Origin of the sequence: Thalassospira permensis NBRC 106175 (assembly GCF_000714555.1) — a bacterium.
In the GTDB taxonomy this organism is placed as follows: Bacteria; Pseudomonadota; Alphaproteobacteria; order Rhodospirillales; family Thalassospiraceae; genus Thalassospira; species Thalassospira xiamenensis.
The window spans coordinates 1-16,453 of record NZ_AUNC01000019.1 but is presented as its reverse complement, the minus strand read 5'-3'; the positions used below and the strand labels follow the sequence as shown (position 1 = coordinate 16,453).

General features: G+C 53.3%; 14 protein-coding genes. 4 read left to right on the top strand and 10 right to left on the bottom strand.

The genetic code is table 11. The features are described 5' to 3' along the window. Nucleotides 1–53: 53 nt before the first annotated feature. Complete coding sequence (locus tag SMB34_RS10895) at nt 54–2,390, bottom strand: glucose/quinate/shikimate family membrane-bound PQQ-dependent dehydrogenase (RefSeq protein ID WP_037990072.1); 2,337 nt, start codon at nt 2,388–2,390, stop codon at nt 54–56. Between the two features lie 201 nt (nt 2,391–2,591). Continuing rightward, the gene (gene fliN / locus SMB34_RS10890; RefSeq protein ID WP_007090379.1) at nt 2,592–2,894 is read right to left on the bottom strand and encodes a flagellar motor switch protein FliN; all 303 of its coding nucleotides are present in this window, start codon (nt 2,892–2,894) and stop codon (nt 2,592–2,594) included. 183 nt (nt 2,895–3,077) lie between these two features. On the opposite strand from fliN, the gene SMB34_RS10885 reads away from it, so the two are divergent. Continuing rightward, nucleotides 3,078–4,181: a PLP-dependent cysteine synthase family protein gene (locus tag SMB34_RS10885; protein WP_037990069.1), complete on the top strand. Its 1,104-nt coding sequence runs from the start codon at nt 3,078–3,080 to the stop codon at nt 4,179–4,181. An 81-nt stretch (nt 4,182–4,262) separates the two neighbouring features. Here SMB34_RS10885 and SMB34_RS10880 read toward each other — a convergent pair whose 3' ends face one another. After that, nucleotides 4,263–4,766: an Hsp20/alpha crystallin family protein gene (locus tag SMB34_RS10880; protein WP_037990065.1), complete on the bottom strand. Its 504-nt coding sequence runs from the start codon at nt 4,764–4,766 to the stop codon at nt 4,263–4,265. A 308-nt stretch (nt 4,767–5,074) separates the two neighbouring features. On the opposite strand from SMB34_RS10880, the gene SMB34_RS10875 reads away from it, so the two are divergent. Further along, a complete protein-coding gene (locus tag SMB34_RS10875; protein ID WP_037990116.1) occupies nt 5,075–6,169 on the top strand; it encodes an NADH:flavin oxidoreductase/NADH oxidase in 1,095 nt (364 codons plus the stop codon). 122 nt (nt 6,170–6,291) lie between these two features. Here SMB34_RS10875 and groL read toward each other — a convergent pair whose 3' ends face one another. Together groL and groES are read right to left on the bottom strand one after the other, a co-directional pair. Next, nucleotides 6,292–7,947: a chaperonin GroEL gene (groL, locus tag SMB34_RS10870; protein WP_037990063.1), complete on the bottom strand. Its 1,656-nt coding sequence runs from the start codon at nt 7,945–7,947 to the stop codon at nt 6,292–6,294. 59 nt (nt 7,948–8,006) lie between these two features. Further along, nucleotides 8,007–8,294 (bottom strand): co-chaperone GroES, encoded by a 288-nt coding sequence (groES, locus tag SMB34_RS10865; RefSeq protein WP_007090384.1) that lies wholly within the window; start codon nt 8,292–8,294, stop codon nt 8,007–8,009. A gap of 441 nt (nt 8,295–8,735) precedes the next feature. On the opposite strand from groES, the gene rfbC reads away from it, so the two are divergent. Then, entirely contained in the window at nt 8,736–9,299 is a 564-nt protein-coding gene (gene rfbC / locus SMB34_RS10860; RefSeq protein WP_037990060.1) for a dTDP-4-dehydrorhamnose 3,5-epimerase, read from the top strand. Between the two features lie 8 nt (nt 9,300–9,307). On the opposite strand, the gene rfbA is transcribed toward rfbC, so the two are convergent. The 5 genes from rfbA to glmU all read right to left on the bottom strand — a co-directional run bounded on the left by rfbA (nt 9,308) and on the right by glmU (nt 15,440). Then, entirely contained in the window at nt 9,308–10,189 is an 882-nt protein-coding gene (gene rfbA / locus SMB34_RS10855) for a glucose-1-phosphate thymidylyltransferase RfbA (RefSeq protein WP_037990059.1), read from the bottom strand. A 3-nt stretch (nt 10,190–10,192) separates the two neighbouring features. After that, on the bottom strand, nt 10,193–11,095 hold the full coding sequence (gene rfbD / locus SMB34_RS10850; RefSeq protein ID WP_037990057.1) for a dTDP-4-dehydrorhamnose reductase: 903 nt from the start codon (nt 11,093–11,095) through the stop codon (nt 10,193–10,195). Nucleotides 11,096–11,097: 2 nt separating this feature from the next. Continuing rightward, complete coding sequence (gene rfbB, locus SMB34_RS10845; RefSeq protein WP_037990052.1) at nt 11,098–12,153, bottom strand: dTDP-glucose 4,6-dehydratase; 1,056 nt, start codon at nt 12,151–12,153, stop codon at nt 11,098–11,100. A 55-nt stretch (nt 12,154–12,208) separates the two neighbouring features. Continuing rightward, complete coding sequence (glmS, locus tag SMB34_RS10840) at nt 12,209–14,032, bottom strand: glutamine--fructose-6-phosphate transaminase (isomerizing) (protein ID WP_037990049.1); 1,824 nt, start codon at nt 14,030–14,032, stop codon at nt 12,209–12,211. Nucleotides 14,033–14,096: 64 nt separating this feature from the next. Further along, nucleotides 14,097–15,440, bottom strand: a complete 1,344-nt coding sequence (glmU, locus tag SMB34_RS10835; protein ID WP_007090390.1) for a bifunctional UDP-N-acetylglucosamine diphosphorylase/glucosamine-1-phosphate N-acetyltransferase GlmU — start codon at nt 15,438–15,440, stop codon at nt 14,097–14,099. Between the two features lie 245 nt (nt 15,441–15,685). On the opposite strand from glmU, the gene SMB34_RS10830 reads away from it, so the two are divergent. Continuing rightward, nucleotides 15,686–16,369, top strand: coding sequence for an HAD-IA family hydrolase (locus SMB34_RS10830; RefSeq protein WP_007090391.1), 684 nt, complete (start codon nt 15,686–15,688; stop codon nt 16,367–16,369). Nucleotides 16,370–16,453: the final 84 nt, after the last annotated feature.

The window sequence follows — 16,453 nt, the reverse complement described above, 5'->3', positions numbered from 1 at the left end:
AACAAAAAGCGCCCGGACAAACCGGACGCTTTTTACAGATATTCGAAACGTGCTTAGGGCAGTTTATAGGCCACCACGTAATCACCGGCCTTGGTTCCGATGGAACCGTGCCCACCAGCAACGATCAGCACATATTGTGTGCCGTCATCGGTGGTGTAGGTCATCGGCGTTGACTGCCCACCAGCAGGCAGCCGCGCCTCCCAAAGCTGTTTGCCCGTGGTGACGTCATAGGCACGGAAGTAGTTATCAACCGCCGCACCAAGGAACGCCACACCACCCTTGGTGATGATCGGACCACCGATGCCTGGCACACCAAGCTCGAACGGTAATGGCAGGGGTGTCATGTCCTCAACCGTACCGTTTTTATGCTTGTAAACAACCTCGCCAGTGCGAAGGTCCGCCCCCGCGACATAGCCCCATGGCGGAGCCTGGCACGGTACGCCAACTGGTGACAGGAATGGCCCCATATTGACTGCATAAGGCGCGCCTTCATTGCGGTTGATCCCCATCTCGCTGGCTTTTTCCGTACCGCGCGGCGGCACTTCGTCGCGTGGGATCAATTGCGATGTGAAAGCAAGATATGTCGGCATGCCGAACATGATCTGTTTTTCGGGATCAATCGCCACACTGCCCCAATTGAATGTGCCGAAATTACCGGGATAAACCAGCGTCCCTTCCAAAGAAGGCGGGGTGTAACGGCCTTCATATTTCAACTGATGGAACTGAATGCGACATGCCAGCTGATCAAACAGTGTAATGCCCCACATGTCCTTTTCCGTCAGCGGTTCGGGCATGAAGGTCAGGTCCGATACCGGCTGTGTCGGCGCCGTGAAATCCTCCGGGATCGCACCGCCAGGTGCGGGAACTTCCCTAACCGGAATGATCGGTTCGCCCGTTCGGCGATCAAGGACATAGATATCACCCTGCTTGGTCGGTCCGACAAGTGCCGGGACATTTTCACCATCGGATGTGGTGATATCGAGCAACGCGGGCTGGGCCGGAACATCCATATCCCAAAGGTCGTGATGCACCGTCTGGCGCACCCACTGGACCTGTCCGGTTTCAAGGCTAAGCGCAACGATGGATGATGAATAGGTTTCAACCTCTTCACTACGCCCCATACCCAATTGATCGGGCACCTTGTTGCCCAGCGGCACATAGATCATGCCGAGCTCCTCATCTGCGCTCGACACTGACCAGCTATTGGGTGAATTCGCGGTATAGGTCTGACCTTCGGGGATCGGTTCGGTCTGTTCCGGATTGCCAGAATCCCAGTTCCACACCAGCTCACCGCTATTGACGTCATAGGCACGAATGACACCCGACTGGGATTTGGTCGAATAATTGTCATTCACCGCGCCGCCAATAATGATCTTGCCATCAGCAACAACCGGCGGCGAGGTAGAATAATAATATCCGGCCGGGTTGTAGGGCATGCCCTCTTCCAGATGGACGGTTCCCTGATCACCAAAGTCGGCGCAAATCTCGCCGTTATTAGCATCAAGGGCAATCAGTCGCGCATCCGACGTCGGCAGATACACCCGTGCGGCACACGATGCATCTGCTGACATCGCGGTATCCTGATAGAATGTCACCCCTCGGCAGGTTTGGTGCTGCCGGTCGGTATTATCGGGAACTTCCGGATCAAACCGCCATTTTTCCTGCCCGGTTTTGGCATCAATCGCCATTGCCCAGCTATGCGGCGTACACAGATAAAGCGTGTCATTGATCTTAAGGGGGGTCACCTGATAGGTCGTTTCAGGCACGTCTTCGGACCGCCTGACATCGCCGGTCTGAAAAACCCACGCCTGTTCAAGTGTCGCAACATTATCGGTGTTGATCTGATCAAGAGGCGAATAACGTTGCCCGAACGGTGTCCGTCCATATTGATGCCAATCACCTGCCGGAACATCGCCGCCCAGGTCAGGATTGGAAACAACCGGGCTGTCGTTTAACTGGCCCTCGATTGCATGGGGGTTATTCATCATCGAATACACCGCAACAACAATCGCCAGGACAAGGCTGCCCTCCAGCACGAACGAACGTGTTGGTTTGACTTCCGGCACTGGCTGTCCGACCAGAAGCGTCTTGCGATAGGCAGGCATGGCAAGCCAAAGGCCGATCAAGACAATCAAACCACCGCGCGGTCCCAACTGCCACCAGTCAAACCCGACTTCCCAAACGGCCCAGCCAAGGCTTGCGATCATGAAAAGTGCGTAAAACGGTAAAACGACAGGTCGTTTTGCGAATGAAAGAGCCGCGGCAATCAGAAATGCCAATCCGGCAAATGCATAATACCAGCTACCATCCAGCAAAATAAGCCAGACGCCCCCGGCACCAAGTGCCAGTCCGATCAAGGCCAGCAACCCGGATGTCAGAATATTGATCATGAGATTGTCCTCGTTGTGCGTAAAAGCGGGACATAAGACACAGCCTTTGACCACAAAATGGCAGGTTAAAGGCAGTATCGGCATTTGTTCCAGAACGCACAGACAGCAACACCGGTTCCAACCAACATCGGGAAAAATAAAAACCACCGGCTGCCAACAATCCGGTGGTTTGCAAAATGGCCGAGTTCTTTGGAAAATCTCTTAGTGATGGGTCTCGATAATGGTGCCGGATTTAACAACTTCGGTGATCGTTACACCCAGGTTTTCATCCACGACAACGAGTTCCCCACGTGCCACCAACCGGTTATTGACGTAAATATCAACCGGCTCCCCCACTTTGCGATCCAGTTCAAGAACCGCACCGCGGGTCAGGCGCATCAATTGTGCAACCTGAATCTGGCTTTTGCCGATCACGGTCGATACGCGTACCGGCACATCATACGCCGCCCCGATTTCAGATGCAGCGTGACGTTTGGCAAAAGGATCGTCGTCGTTTTTAGCCATGGTAACCAGATCACCCGGATAAAATGGAAGAATCGCGAAACTCTATTCTAGAGGTTAGCTTTGAAAAAAGTGTTAGCAAGCTTATTCGCAAAATTTACGGTAGTTTTCTGTATAATAATCGCCTACATGAAGAAACCTTCAACGATCGCGTCACCAGCGCCAAACAGAAATACAGGACTTTTCATGAGCTACGATCGCCAATGGGTGGCTGATGCCATCAACATCATCGAAGCCGACTTCAACCGGTCTGCAGACACCCATCTGATCCGTCTTGATCTGCCGTCACTTGATGGCATCGGGCTTTACCTCAAGGATGAATCGACCCATCCGTCCGGCAGCCTGAAGCATCGCCTGGCGCGCTCATTGTTCCTGTATGGCCTTTGCAATGGCTGGATATCCAAAGACACCCCGATCATCGAGGCATCAAGCGGCTCCACCGCCGTGTCCGAAGCCTATTTTGCCCGCCTTCTGGGGCTTCGATTTATTGCGGTGATGCCCAAATCAACATCGCAACAGAAAATCGATCAGATCGCCTTTTATGGCGGCGAAAGCCATCTGGTCGAACACAGCGGCCAGATTTATGCCGAATCCCAACGTCTGGCGCGGGAACTGGGCGGCCATTACATGGACCAGTTCACCTATGCCGAACGCGCAACCGACTGGCGGGGCAACAACAATATCGCCGAAAGCATCTTTGACCAGCTCAAACGCGAACCCCACCCTGTTCCGCGCTGGATTGTTGTTGGTGCCGGTACGGGTGGAACATCTTCTACCATCGGTCGCTATATCCGTTACGGACAGATCCTTGGCATGGGATGCGAACTTTGCGTCGCCGATCCGGAAAACTCGGTTTTCTATGACGCTTATGAAACCGGCAAATGTGACATCACCGGGCAAAAGGCATCACGTGTCGAAGGCATCGGCCGCCCGCGCGTTGAACCAAGTTTTAACCCCAACGTCGTCGATCACATGATCCGCGTACCGGATGCCGGAAGCTTCGCCGCCCTGCAATATCTGGAAAAACATATGGGCCGTCGCTGCGGCGGGTCGACCGGCACCAACCTGATCGCCACCCTGTCACTGATCAGTCAGATGAAAAAGGCTGGCGAAAGCGGATCGGTTGTTACCCTTCTGTGTGATGGCGGTGACCGCTATCGCGACACCTATTATAACCCGGACTGGATCGCCAGACAGGGTATCGACCTTGCACCTTGGCATGCCGCCCTCGAAGCCTTCGATAAAACCGGTGTGTTTGAAATGCCAATGGATTGTTGCACGGCTCACTGACCATCGCCATGCGACCGCAGACAAAAAAGACGGGCGGATTTCTCCGCCCGTTCAGGTGCTTCATCAAGGTTGAGGCAAAACTTACCCGGAAATCGCAATCTTGCGCGGCTCCGGCTTCACTTCCGCTACTTTAGGGAGAGTGAGCGTCAGGACACCGTTCTTGAACGATGCCGCAATCTTGTCTGCATCGACGGTATCGGGCAGACGGAATGAACGTTTGAAGCTGCCATAGGTGCGTTCGACAACGCGAACACTATCATTGCTTTCACGGGTTGATTTCTTTTCACCTGTAATCGTCAGGACACCTTCAAGCACCGAGACATCAACATCGCCCTGTTCAACACCCGGAAGTTCGGCGGAAAGTTCGATATTGTCATCGGTCTCATGAACATCGATACGCGGGGTCAAAAGCTTTTGCGGCGCTTCATTGCCACTTGTATCGGCTGAATTCACAAGCCCGTCACGTCCAAAGATTGACCCGATCATACGATCAAAATCACGTCCGAAAACACCAAACGGATCACCATATGCCGGACGCGAAGCCAGACGACGAGCAGTACCATTTACAGTCTGAAGACCAGTCATAATTACCCTCCTAAACAGACAGGTAGTTCTTGCGCCACAGGTCCAGACATGCTGCAACCCTGACGCGTACAAGGCCACCATGGCCCTTCGATTCAACAAATAGATCAGGGTCATTTTTCCGCAAGTAGGTGCACGCATTTTTTTGAAAATTTTTTCGCTCCTTATCTCGCCCTCATCGGTGTCCTTATCTGACCGACCATTCCACAAGACGGAAAAGCCTAGGATCCCTATGGCGCGAACTGCAATTTCCAACTAGCTTCATGTCATTGTCGGCAGTCCCCCTGCCCCCACTGATACAGGACACCTCCATGAGCCACCTTTTTACGCCGCTCTGCCTTGGCAAGCTTGAACTGGAAAACCGCATTGTCATCGCGCCGATGTGCCAATATTCCGCCGATAACGGTAAAGCCACGGCATGGCACGACATGCATCTTGGCAATCTTGCCCAATCCGGTGCCGGCCTTCTGATAATCGAGGCATCTGCGATTGAACCCGAAGGCCGCATTACCTATGGCGATCTTGGACTATGGGACGATGAAACCGAAACAGCCCTTGGCAAGACCCTCGCCGCTGTGCGCAGCCATTCCGACATGCCAATTGCCATCCAGCTTGCCCATGCCGGGCGTAAGGCATCCTGCGAAAAGCCTTGGGATGGTGGTGGCGCCATTGCACCGGATCATGAAAATGGCTGGCAGGTTGTTGCCCCGTCCGCTGTTCCGTTCCGTGCAGGCGACCCGGAACCAGAGGCACTCAACACCTCACGCATCCGCGAAATCATTCAGGGCTTTGCCGATGCGGCCAAGCGCGCGGATCGACTTGGTCTTGATGCCATCGAAATTCACGGGGCACACGGGTACCTGCTCCATCAATTCCTCTCACCACATTCCAACAAACGCGATGACGACTATGGTGGATCGCTTGAAAATCGTATGCGGATCGTGATCGAGGTTTATGATGCAGTTCGCGCAGCTTTCGATCCAGCCAAACCGGTCGGCATTCGGATTTCGGCTTCTGATTGGGTCGAAGGCGGCTGGGATATTGATCAAAGCGTCGAACTGGCCCGTGTCCTGAAGGAACGCGGTTGCGATTTTATCCATGTGTCATCTGGCGGTCTTCACATCGATCAGAAAATCCCCGTTGGCCCGAACTATCAGGTCCCCTTTGCAGATCGCATCAAATCGGAAACCGGCATCACCACCATCGCGGTTGGCCTGATTACCGAAGCAGAACAGGCAGAGGCCATTGTCTTCACCGGTCAGGCCGATGCCATTGCGCTGGCGCGTGGCATTCTTTATGACCCGCGCTGGCCGTGGCATGCGGCAGCAAGCCTTGGTGCCGAGGTCAAGGCGGCCAATCAGTATCTGCGCTGTCAGCCACGCACACTTAAAAAGCTGTTCGGTTAATCTGAAAAATCCCCGCAACTCATCTGATTGCGGGGATTTTTATCGCAATCGATACAAAAACAAAAAGGGCCTCGCAAATGCGAGACCCTTTCCGTAGCAAGAAGGTCGGTTGGTGGTAAGGCTTAGAAGCCCATACCGCCCATGCCGCCCATACCACCCATGCCGCCCATGTCAGGCGCGCCACCGGAGGATTTATCTTCCGGCTTTTCAGCGATCATGCATTCGGTGGTGATCAGCAGACCTGCGACCGATGCTGCGTCCTGCAGGGCAGTACGAACAACTTTGGCCGGGTCGATGATGCCGGCTTTGACCAGGTTGGTGTATTCACCTTTCTGGGCGTCGAAGCCGAATTCAACATCGTCCTGCTCAAGCAGCTTGCCAGCGACAACTGCGCCATCAACACCTGCGTTCTGAGCGATCTGACGGACCGGAGCCTGCAGCGCGCGACGAACGATGTCGACACCGATGGTCTGGTCATGGTTTACACCTTCAAGACCGTCAAGAGCGCGGGTCGCGTACAGCAGAGCCGTACCGCCACCAGCAACGATACCTTCTTCAACAGCAGCGCGAGTTGCGTGCAGGGCATCGTCAACGCGGTCTTTGCGTTCTTTCACTTCGATTTCCGAAGCGCCACCGATTTTGATCACGGCAACACCGCCAGCGAGTTTCGCAAGACGTTCCTGCAGTTTCTCGCGGTCATAATCCGAAGTGGTTTCTTCGATCTGTGCACGGATCTGGCCAACGCGAGCTTCGATCTGGGCTTTCTCACCGGCACCATCAACGATGGTGGTTTCTTCTTTGGTGATGGTGATCGATTTCGCGGTACCGAGCATATCGAGCGTAACGCTCTCAAGCTTGATGCCAAGATCTTCTGAGACAACCTGACCACCGGTAAGGATGGCAATGTCTTCGAGCATTGCTTTGCGACGATCGCCGAAGCCCGGTGCTTTGACAGCAGCGATTTTCAGACCGCCGCGCAGCTTGTTGACGACGAGGGTCGCAAGAGCTTCGCCTTCGACGTCTTCAGCAATGATAAGAAGCGGCTTGCCCGACTGAACGGCAGCTTCCAGAAGCGGCAGCAGCGGCTGCAGCGAGGAAACTTTTTTGTCGAACAGAAGAACATACGGGTTGTCGAGTTCGGCAACCATCTTTTCCGGATTGGTTACGAAGTACGGCGACAGGTAACCACGATCAAACTGCATGCCTTCGACAACGTCGAGTTCGGTGTGCAGGCCCTTGGCTTCCTCGACGGTGATAACACCTTCGTTGCCAACTTTTTCCATGGCTTCAGCGATCATGTCGCCGACTTCACGGTCACCGTTGGCCGAAATGTTACCAACCTGTGCGATTTCGTCCTTGCCCGACACTTTACGTGCGCGGCTCTGGATGGCTTCAATTACTTTGGTCGTCGCAAGATCGATACCGCGTTTCAGGTCCATCGGGTTCATGCCTGCAGCAACAGACTTGTTGCCTTCACGAACGATTGCCTGTGCCAGAACGGTTGCGGTGGTGGTGCCGTCACCAGCCAGATCGGCGGTTTTGGAAGCCACTTCACGTAGCATCTGTGCGCCCATGTTTTCGAACTTGTCAGAAAGTTCGATTTCCTTGGCCACCGAAACACCGTCCTTGGTCACACGCGGTGCGCCAAAGGATTTTTCGATGACAACGTTACGGCCTTTCGGGCCGAGCGTCACTTTAACGGCATCAGCAAGGATGTCGACACCGCGCAGCATTTTGGCGCGGGCGTCGGTGGAGAATTTTACTTCTTTAGCAGCCATAGTATTCTTTCCTCTCTATGAGACGGATGAACGTGGATTTAAGTCACCAAAAGGCTGACTTATTCCATGATGCCCATAATGTCGGACTCTTTCATGATCAGCAGCTCTTCGCCATCGACCTTGACTTCGGTGCCCGACCATTTGCCGAACAGAACCTTGTCACCTGCCTTGACGTCAAGCGCGACAAGCGAGCCATCTTCTTTGCGAACACCGGAACCAACAGCGATGATCTCGCCTTCCTGCGGTTTTTCTTTCGCGGTATCCGGGATAATGATGCCACCGGCTGTCTTGGTGTCGGATTCGACACGACGGACCAGCACACGATCATGTAACGGACGGAACTTCATGTTAGACAACTCCGTGTTTAAGCTAAGGCTCGTTTTAAATTAAAACTAACCGGGATGAGCCCGTATTAGCACTCACCCCCGGCGAGTGCTAACAGCATGTATTGAAGCCATCGGAATTTGTCAACAGAAGAGAACAAAAGGACGCAAAAATGTCATGATTTTGGGGATTTTCTCGCACTTGCGAGAATGAAAACGGCGCGCTTCGCCCATGCGCCGCGCCACGATCATTTTCTGATGCCAGACCTATCACGCGACACTTCACATGACAAAGGGCAATATTGTGACACGATTTCCGAAACCCTTCATTCGCCAGCTTAAACTCATTGGCGGACTTTGATTTAACCAAATCCCCAATGCATCTTTATAAGTTATGCTAAGTAGGATATTCGTCTTGCAGGTCATTAGCCCGACTGGACCACTTGGGTCCCAAATGGTGATTTTATGAAGATCGAATCTCTGGAAATTCCCGAAGTCAAACTGCTCTTCCCGAGAAAATTCGAAGACGAGCGGGGATTCTTCTCCGAAACCTATAATCAGGAGGAGTTTTCAAAGGCCGGAATTACGCAGGATTTCGTTCAGGATAACCATTCCTTTTCCAAAAGCCCCGGTGTTTTGCGCGGCCTGCATTTCCAGCGCGAACCGTATGCCCAAGACAAACTCGTTCGGGTTCTGCGCGGTCGAATCCTAGACGTTGCCGTCGACATTCGTCCCAATTCGCCAACACTTGGCAAATCGGTTATTGCCGAAATCAACGCCGATGACTGGAACCAGATTTTTGTTCCGCGCGGATTTGCTCATGGTTTTCTGACGCTCGCCCCCGACACAGAAGTCGTCTACAAGGTCAGCAGGCCTTACACCCCCTCAGCCGAGCATGCCATTCTATGGAACGATCCCGATCTTGGTATCAACTGGCCGATGGATGAAAGCCAGCTGATACTGTCAGCCAAAGATACCAATGCGATGTCGTTCAAAAAGTATCTCGAAACAGTTAGATACGAAAACTGAACTGTCGTCTACATCCGATGCAGGCTGCGCAAAACGGATATTAGATAGTCGCGATACGAGCTGGCACCAAAGGCATCAATCAGCTTTTCAAATTGCCCCTCATCAATCAGACCTGTGCGTAATGCTATTTCTTCGGGGCAAGCAATTTTAAGGCTTTGCCGCTTTTCTACTGTTTCAACAAAGTTTGCGGCATCAAGCATCGCACCATGGGTTCCAGTATCAAGCCAGGCATATCCGCGCCCCATCTTTTCTACATGCAACTGCCCACGTTCCAGATACGCATTGTTGACATCGGTAATTTCAAGCTCACCACGCGCCGATGGTTTTATGGATCTTGCGATTTCAACGACCTGCGCGTCATAGAAATACATCCCGGTCACAGCATAATTCGATTTCGGCTCTTTCGGCTTTTCTTCAATTCCCTTTGCCATTCCCTTGTTATCGAATTCGACGACACCGTAACGTTCAGGGTCCTGCACATAATAGGCAAAAACCGTTGCGCCGGTGGTCTGCTTCATCGCGTTGACCAGAAGCTCGGTCAGGCCATGCCCGAAAAATATGTTATCCCCCAGAACCAGACAGCACGGGTCATCGCCGATAAATGCAGCCCCGACCCGAAACGCATCGGCAAGACCGCGGGGCTCTTCCTGAACGGCATATTCGATCTGAAGCCCCCACCTCTGACCATCACCCAACAGCTCACGAAATAACGGTAAATCGCGCGGCGTACTGATCAAAAGGATTTCCCTGATCCCGGCCAACATCAATGTCGTCAGCGGGTAATAGACCATTGGCTTGTCGTAAACCGGCAACAGCTGCTTTGACACAACCATTGTCGACGGATGCAACCGCGATCCGGTTCCGCCCGCAAGAATGATGCCTTTACGCATTTTCTATCTGCCCGCCTCAAGGTTGTTCAAACATGTCGGAAGGCTTTCCGAAATATCGGGCAGCCCATAACCGAAAGTATCGGTAAATTTCTGTGTCGACATTATGGAATAGGCTGGACGCCTGGCAATCGTTGGAAAGGCATCCGAGTTTACCGGATCAATCCTGCAATTTTTTCCAGTCCAATTTGCCCCAAACTGCGCAATCGCAGCATCCTGAATACGTTTGGCGAAATCAAACCATGTCGTCTGATTATCGGACACAAGATGATAGGTCCCAAATACGTAAAAATTCGGATCAAGTATCACCGGTAATAATCGCAAGGTCGCATTCGCCAGATCAATTGCCGATGTCGGACATCCATGCTGATCATTCACAATCGTCAGAACATCACGTTGCGTCATCAATCCCAGCATCGTTTTGACGAAATTCTTGCCAAACGGGCTGTAAACCCAGGCTGTGCGCAAAATAAGGTGGCGCTTAGCCGCAGCCCTCACCGCGCATTCGCCTGCCAGTTTGCTGGCACCGTAAACGCCAAGTGGCGCGGCCGGATCATCTTCGCAGTATGGGCGCTGTGACGCGCCATCAAAAACATAATCGGTTGAAAAATGGATCAGCGGAATATCAAGATCGTCGGCAGCACGGGCCATCATATCAGCGGCATCGCAATTGACCCGATAGGCGCTATCACGATCATTTTCAGCAAGATCAACAGCCGTATAAGCAGCCGCATTGATGATCACCTGCGGATCATTGTTGCGAATCACGGCGGCAATAGACGACAGATCGGATAAATCGCACTTGCTTCGGTCCAAGAGTGTCAAACGGACTTGAGGGAAAGTCGCGTCACATAGCGCCAGACTTCGTCCCAATTGGCCGTTTGCGCCAAAGACAAGTGCATTAATCATCACTATTTCACCGTTCCGAGGCGCTCACCTGCATATTTATCTTTCAGGATCGGCTCCCACCACGCCCGATTTGCCAGATACCATTTCACTGTCTGTTCCAGACCGCTTTCAAAGCTGTGTTTTGGTTCCCAGCCAAGCTCGTCGCGTATCTTCGATGGATCAATCGCATACCGCCAGTCATGCCCCGGGCGGTCGGTCACGAACCGAACCTGCGCCTCAAAGTCACCTGTCACTGCATCGGGCTGAAACCGCGACACAACATCAAAGATGCTGCGCACGACATCAATATTTGCAACTTCGTTGCAACCACCGACATTGTATTTCTCGCCAATTCGGCCCTTTGTCAGAATGGTAAAAAGCGCGTCTGCATGGTCTTCAACATGAAGCCAGTCCCGCGTGTTTTTGCCATCGCCATAAACCGGCAACGCCTTGCCATGCAAGACATTCAGGATCATCAGGGGGATCAGCTTCTCGGGGAATTGATAGGGCCCGTAATTGTTTGAACAATTGCTGATAATCACCGGCAACCCATACGTATGATGCCAGGCGCGCACAAGGTGATCCGATCCCGCCTTGCTTGCAGAATATGGCGAATTGGGCGCATAGGGGGTTTCTTCTGTAAAAAGCCCCTCGTCCCCAAGCGAACCATACACCTCGTCAGTCGAAATATGATGAAACCGGAAAGTCGACCGTCGTTCAGCAGATAAGCCGTTGAAATAATCCCGTGCTGCTTCCAGCAGGGTGAATGTACCAACAAGATTCGTCTGAATAAATTCAGACGGCCCGTCAATCGAACGGTCTACATGGCTTTCTGCCGCCAGATGCATCACAGCATCGGGTTGAAAATCTTCAAAGACCCGATCAAGTTCTGCCCGATTGCAGATATCCTGTTTTACGAAACAGTAGTTGGATAGCGAAGAAACACTTTCAACAGTGCGCAAATCAGACGCATAGGTCAGCTTATCAAGGTTGAGAACCTCGATCTTTTTCTGCCCGGCCAAAAGTCGGCAGACCGCCGACCCGATAAACCCTGCACCACCTGTCACAATGACTTTCATAGGCCCCGCCCGTTTATCCAACTACCTGTGCAACCTGTCGCCTGAAATATCGACCTTATTCCACCGTAACCGATTTGGCGAGGTTACGGGGCTGATCGACATCCGTACCCTTATGGACCGCCACATGATAGGCCAGCATCTGAACCGGAATAGTATACAGGATTGGCGCAACAAAATCGGCAACCTTTGGCAGCTCTACCGTGGCCGATGCCATCTCGCCAAGCTTCGCAAGTCCCTCTGCATCAGACAGGAAAATTACCCGTCCGCCGCGTGCGGCCGCTTCCTGCATGTTCGATGCAGTTTTTTCAAAAAGTTCGTCGGAAGGTGCAATCACGATGATCGGAACCGACTGATCAATCAGGGCAATCGGGCCGTGCTTCATCTCGCCCGCCGCATAGCCTTCGGCGTGGATATAGGAAATTTCCTTGAGCTTCAGCGCCCCTTCCATCGCAATCGGATAGCCAAGGCCGCGGCCGATATAAAGCACATCGCGCGCATCAGCGATATTGATCGCAAGTTCACGGATTTCATCGTCATGATGAAGGACTTCGGCCGCATGTTTTGGCACTTCGGTCAGCGCGTTGACGATGGCGGCTTCCTCGTCCTTGGCAAGAGTGCCGTTATCGCGCCCGATCGTCACGGCAAGACAGGCCAGAACAGTCAATTGCGTGGTAAAGGCCTTGGTCGATGCGACACCGATTTCCGGCCCGGCATAGGTCAGCAAGACCACATCGCTTTCGCGTGCAATCGTGCTTTCGGCCACATTGACGATGGAAACAATTTTCTGCCCCTTGGACTTCGCATAACGAAGGGCAGCCAAGGTATCAAGCGTCTCGCCGGATTGCGAAAGAAATAGCGCCACGCCCCCTTTTGGAAGCGGCGGGCACCGATAGCGGAATTCAGACGCGATATCGACATCAACGCCAAGCCCGGCATAGCGTTCGATCCAGTGCTTTGCCACCATTCCGGCATAGAAGGACGTGCCGCACGCCACAATCGTCAACCGGCTGACATCGTTAAACGAAAACGGCATATCGGGCAGCTTGATCGTCCGCGTCGCCGGATTGATGAAGGCATGCAACGTGTCGCCAATCACGGCTGGCTGTTCGAAAATTTCCTTCTGCATGAAATGGTTATAGTTACCCTTGCCCATCATGGCACCGGAAACAGCCGAAAGCTTTGTTTCACGGGTAACGTCATTGTCATGCTCGTCACGGACCTGAACACCATCGCGGGTCACTTCGACCCAATCACCTTCCTCAAGGTAAATCAGCCTGTTGGTCAGATGCGACAGTGCCATCGCGTCCGAGCCAAGATACATCTCGCCCTCACCCAAACCAACCGCAAGCGGCGTGCCACGGCGCGCGCCAAAAATCACGTCATGCTGCCCGGCAATCATGATTACCAGCGCAAAGGCCCCCTCAATCCGATGTAATGTGGCGGCGACTGCGTCACGCGGGGTTTTGCCCTGATCAAGGAAGTCGGAAACCAGATGCACAATCACTTCAGTGTCGGTATCAGTGGCAAAAACCCGGCCCTTGCCGGAGAGCTCAGCCTTGATTTCCTGATAATTTTCGATGATGCCGTTATGCACCACGGCAACCTTGCCATCGGTGTGCGGATGGGCGTTGTTTTCGGTCGGAACCCCATGCGTCGCCCAGCGGGTGTGACCAATGCCGACATCCCCCGCCAGCGGCATTTCCGCAAGACGGTTGGCAAGATTTATCAGCTTGCCTTCGGCCCGGCGGCGATCAATATGACCGTTAACAAGGGTCGCAATCCCGGCACTGTCATAGCCCCGATATTCAAGCCGTTTAAGCCCCTCAAGAATACGGTCGCTGACGCTGTCCTTGCCAATAATGCCGATAATCCCGCACATAGTTATTATCTTCCCCGTCGAAATTTTGCCCGTCGCGCACGCAAATGCCGCGCGTTAATTGCCGTTACTTACCCAAAAGGGCCTTCATCTTCTCGCGAAATACCCGCGCCCAGCCCGGTTTATCAAGCCGTTGCGCACGCTCTATCACCAAGGCATCGGCTTCGACCGTTCCGGTAATCGTGCTGCCCGCACCAATAATGGCACCGTCCCCGATGGATACGGGGGCGACCAGTGCCGAATTGGAACCGATAAATGCACCGGCCCCGATATCGGTATGTTGTTTGCGGTATCCGTCGTAATTGCATGTGATGGTTCCGGCCCCGATATTGGCCTTTGCCCCGACACGGGCATCACCGATATAGCTGAGGTGATTGACCTTCGCCCCGTCTTCAACAACAGCCTTTTTGATCTCGACAAAATTTCCAACCCTGGCACCGGCACCAATTTCCGCGCCCGGTCGCAAACGGGCATAGGGCCCGATATCGGCTTTGTCCCCCACCACACAGCTTTCAAGATGGCTGAAGGCCTTGATCGTTACCTCATCGCCAACCGTAACACCGGGACCGAAAAACACATTCGGCTCGATAACAACATCCCGGCCCAATCTGGTGTCGCTGGCCAGATAGACCGAACCCGGATCAATCAAGGTCGCGCCATTCACCATTGCCACCTCGCGCAGGCGTGACTGCATAATCGCTTCGGCCACGGCAAGCTGGCTTCTGGAATTCACACCAAGCGTTTCTTCCTCAGCGACCTCAACAGCAACGCAACTATTGCCGTTGGCACGCGCCACCTCGACCGCATCGGTCAGGTAATATTCGCCCTTTGCATTGGCATTTCCAATCGCTTCAAGGGTTTCAATCATGCTTTCAGCACGGAAGCACATCACACCGGAATTGCAAAAATTGATCGCACGTTGCGTTTCGTCACATTCCTTGTCTTCAACAATCGCCAGCAACTCACCATTTGCCGGATCGGTCACAAGGCGGCCATAGCCGGTCGGGTCTTCGGGGCGGAACCCCAGAACCGCAACCGCGTGATCGCCATGCTCGCGTGCCGCGACAAGGCGTGAGAGGGTTTCGGTAGTAAAAAGCGGACTGTCGGCATAAAGCACAAGCACATTGCCCGTAAGGCCACGAAGGGCCTCTTTGGCGGCAAGAACCGCATGTGCGGTTCCAAGTCGATCCGTTTGTTCGAATGTCGAATGCGGGGAGACGGCCTCAATCAGCTTGGGCATATCCGGCCCGACAACAACCATGGTTTTGGTTGCGTTCAGATGGGCCGCCGTATCAATCACATGATTGACCATCGGTTTGCCTGCTATCTTGTGCATGACCTTGGGGATCGCGCTTTTCATTCGCGTTCCCATACCCGCAGCCAGAACCACCACACTTAATTCACGCGACATGCTTTAACCCTGTTGTGCCATGCGTTACACGGCGTCCCCTTTGTTTTCGATCCGGTCACGATATGCCGGTCCGAACCTTTCACAGCCGATTTGAAGCAACTCCTAACCTATAATCCCCAAAGGCAAAAGCCCCGAAAGAATCACGTTTTGTTACTTCGTGTTAGCAGATGTTACCGTTTGTTAATGACACCATTTCGGTTAAGGTCCGATAAATCGATATTCGTTTTCAAAGGCAGCATCGCAAAATGGCAAAATTCATCCTGTTCGATCTTGACGGCACCCTGATTGACGGGGTGGATGATCTGCTGTTTGCGATGAACGAAACCCTCGCCGCTCACGACCTTACGCCACTTGCTCGTCCCGAACTGGAAGCCATGCTGGGCGATGGCACCAAAATGCTGACCAAACGGGCGTTTGATGCACGCGGTGTCACGATTGATGGTCAACAGCTCGATGACTGCGAAGGCGATTTCACCACACGTTATATCGACACCGACTATGGCAATACCCGCCTGTTTGAAAATGCCGAAGCAACCCTTCGAGATCTGGCATCAGATGGCTGGATCATTGGTCTGGCATCAAACAAACCGACCGCACCCTGCAAACGCATCCTTGAACGGCTGGGTGTCTCCGACCTGTTTGCCGTGATTGCCGGCGGCGATGCAACGCACGTTAAAAAGCCCGACGGCGCTCATTTGGCATTCGCCCTTGATCAAGCCGGATATGACCGGGCACGCGGCGATATCGCGATCATGGTTGGCGATCATGCCAATGATGTGAATGCCGCACGCGATTTCGGCATTCCGGCCATTGCGGTGGCCTTTGAAGTCGACGATACACGTGCAAAAAATCTCGCCGCAGATGGGGTTGTCACTGCATTTGAAAACCTGCCCGACGAGATCGGAAAAATCGTCAAACAGGCTGCTTGACACCCCCTGATCACCCCCTTATAACCCCGCGCTACCGATGGAAAGCAAGCTGCCCAACCGGGCCGCGATTTCCGTTTTCGGGCG

What these genes read in the sequence shown, in the direction of transcription:
- SMB34_RS10895 (WP_037990072.1), bottom strand. Translation starts at nt 2,390, where the DNA reads ATGATCAATATTCTGACATCCGGGTTGCTGGCCTTGATCGGACTGGCA.
- fliN (WP_007090379.1), bottom strand. Translation starts at nt 2,894, where the DNA reads ATGGCTAAAAACGACGACGATCCTTTTGCCAAACGTCACGCTGCATCT.
- SMB34_RS10885 (WP_037990069.1), top strand. Translation starts at nt 3,078, where the DNA reads ATGAGCTACGATCGCCAATGGGTGGCTGATGCCATCAACATCATCGAA.
- SMB34_RS10880 (WP_037990065.1), bottom strand. Translation starts at nt 4,766, where the DNA reads ATGACTGGTCTTCAGACTGTAAATGGTACTGCTCGTCGTCTGGCTTCG.
- SMB34_RS10875 (WP_037990116.1), top strand. Translation starts at nt 5,075, where the DNA reads ATGAGCCACCTTTTTACGCCGCTCTGCCTTGGCAAGCTTGAACTGGAA.
- groL (WP_037990063.1), bottom strand. Translation starts at nt 7,947, where the DNA reads ATGGCTGCTAAAGAAGTAAAATTCTCCACCGACGCCCGCGCCAAAATG.
- groES (WP_007090384.1), bottom strand. Translation starts at nt 8,294, where the DNA reads ATGAAGTTCCGTCCGTTACATGATCGTGTGCTGGTCCGTCGTGTCGAA.
- rfbC (WP_037990060.1), top strand. Translation starts at nt 8,736, where the DNA reads ATGAAGATCGAATCTCTGGAAATTCCCGAAGTCAAACTGCTCTTCCCG.
- rfbA (WP_037990059.1), bottom strand. Translation starts at nt 10,189, where the DNA reads ATGCGTAAAGGCATCATTCTTGCGGGCGGAACCGGATCGCGGTTGCAT.
- rfbD (WP_037990057.1), bottom strand. Translation starts at nt 11,095, where the DNA reads ATGATTAATGCACTTGTCTTTGGCGCAAACGGCCAATTGGGACGAAGT.
- rfbB (WP_037990052.1), bottom strand. Translation starts at nt 12,153, where the DNA reads ATGAAAGTCATTGTGACAGGTGGTGCAGGGTTTATCGGGTCGGCGGTC.
- glmS (WP_037990049.1), bottom strand. Translation starts at nt 14,032, where the DNA reads ATGTGCGGGATTATCGGCATTATTGGCAAGGACAGCGTCAGCGACCGT.
- glmU (WP_007090390.1), bottom strand. Translation starts at nt 15,440, where the DNA reads ATGTCGCGTGAATTAAGTGTGGTGGTTCTGGCTGCGGGTATGGGAACG.
- SMB34_RS10830 (WP_007090391.1), top strand. Translation starts at nt 15,686, where the DNA reads ATGGCAAAATTCATCCTGTTCGATCTTGACGGCACCCTGATTGACGGG.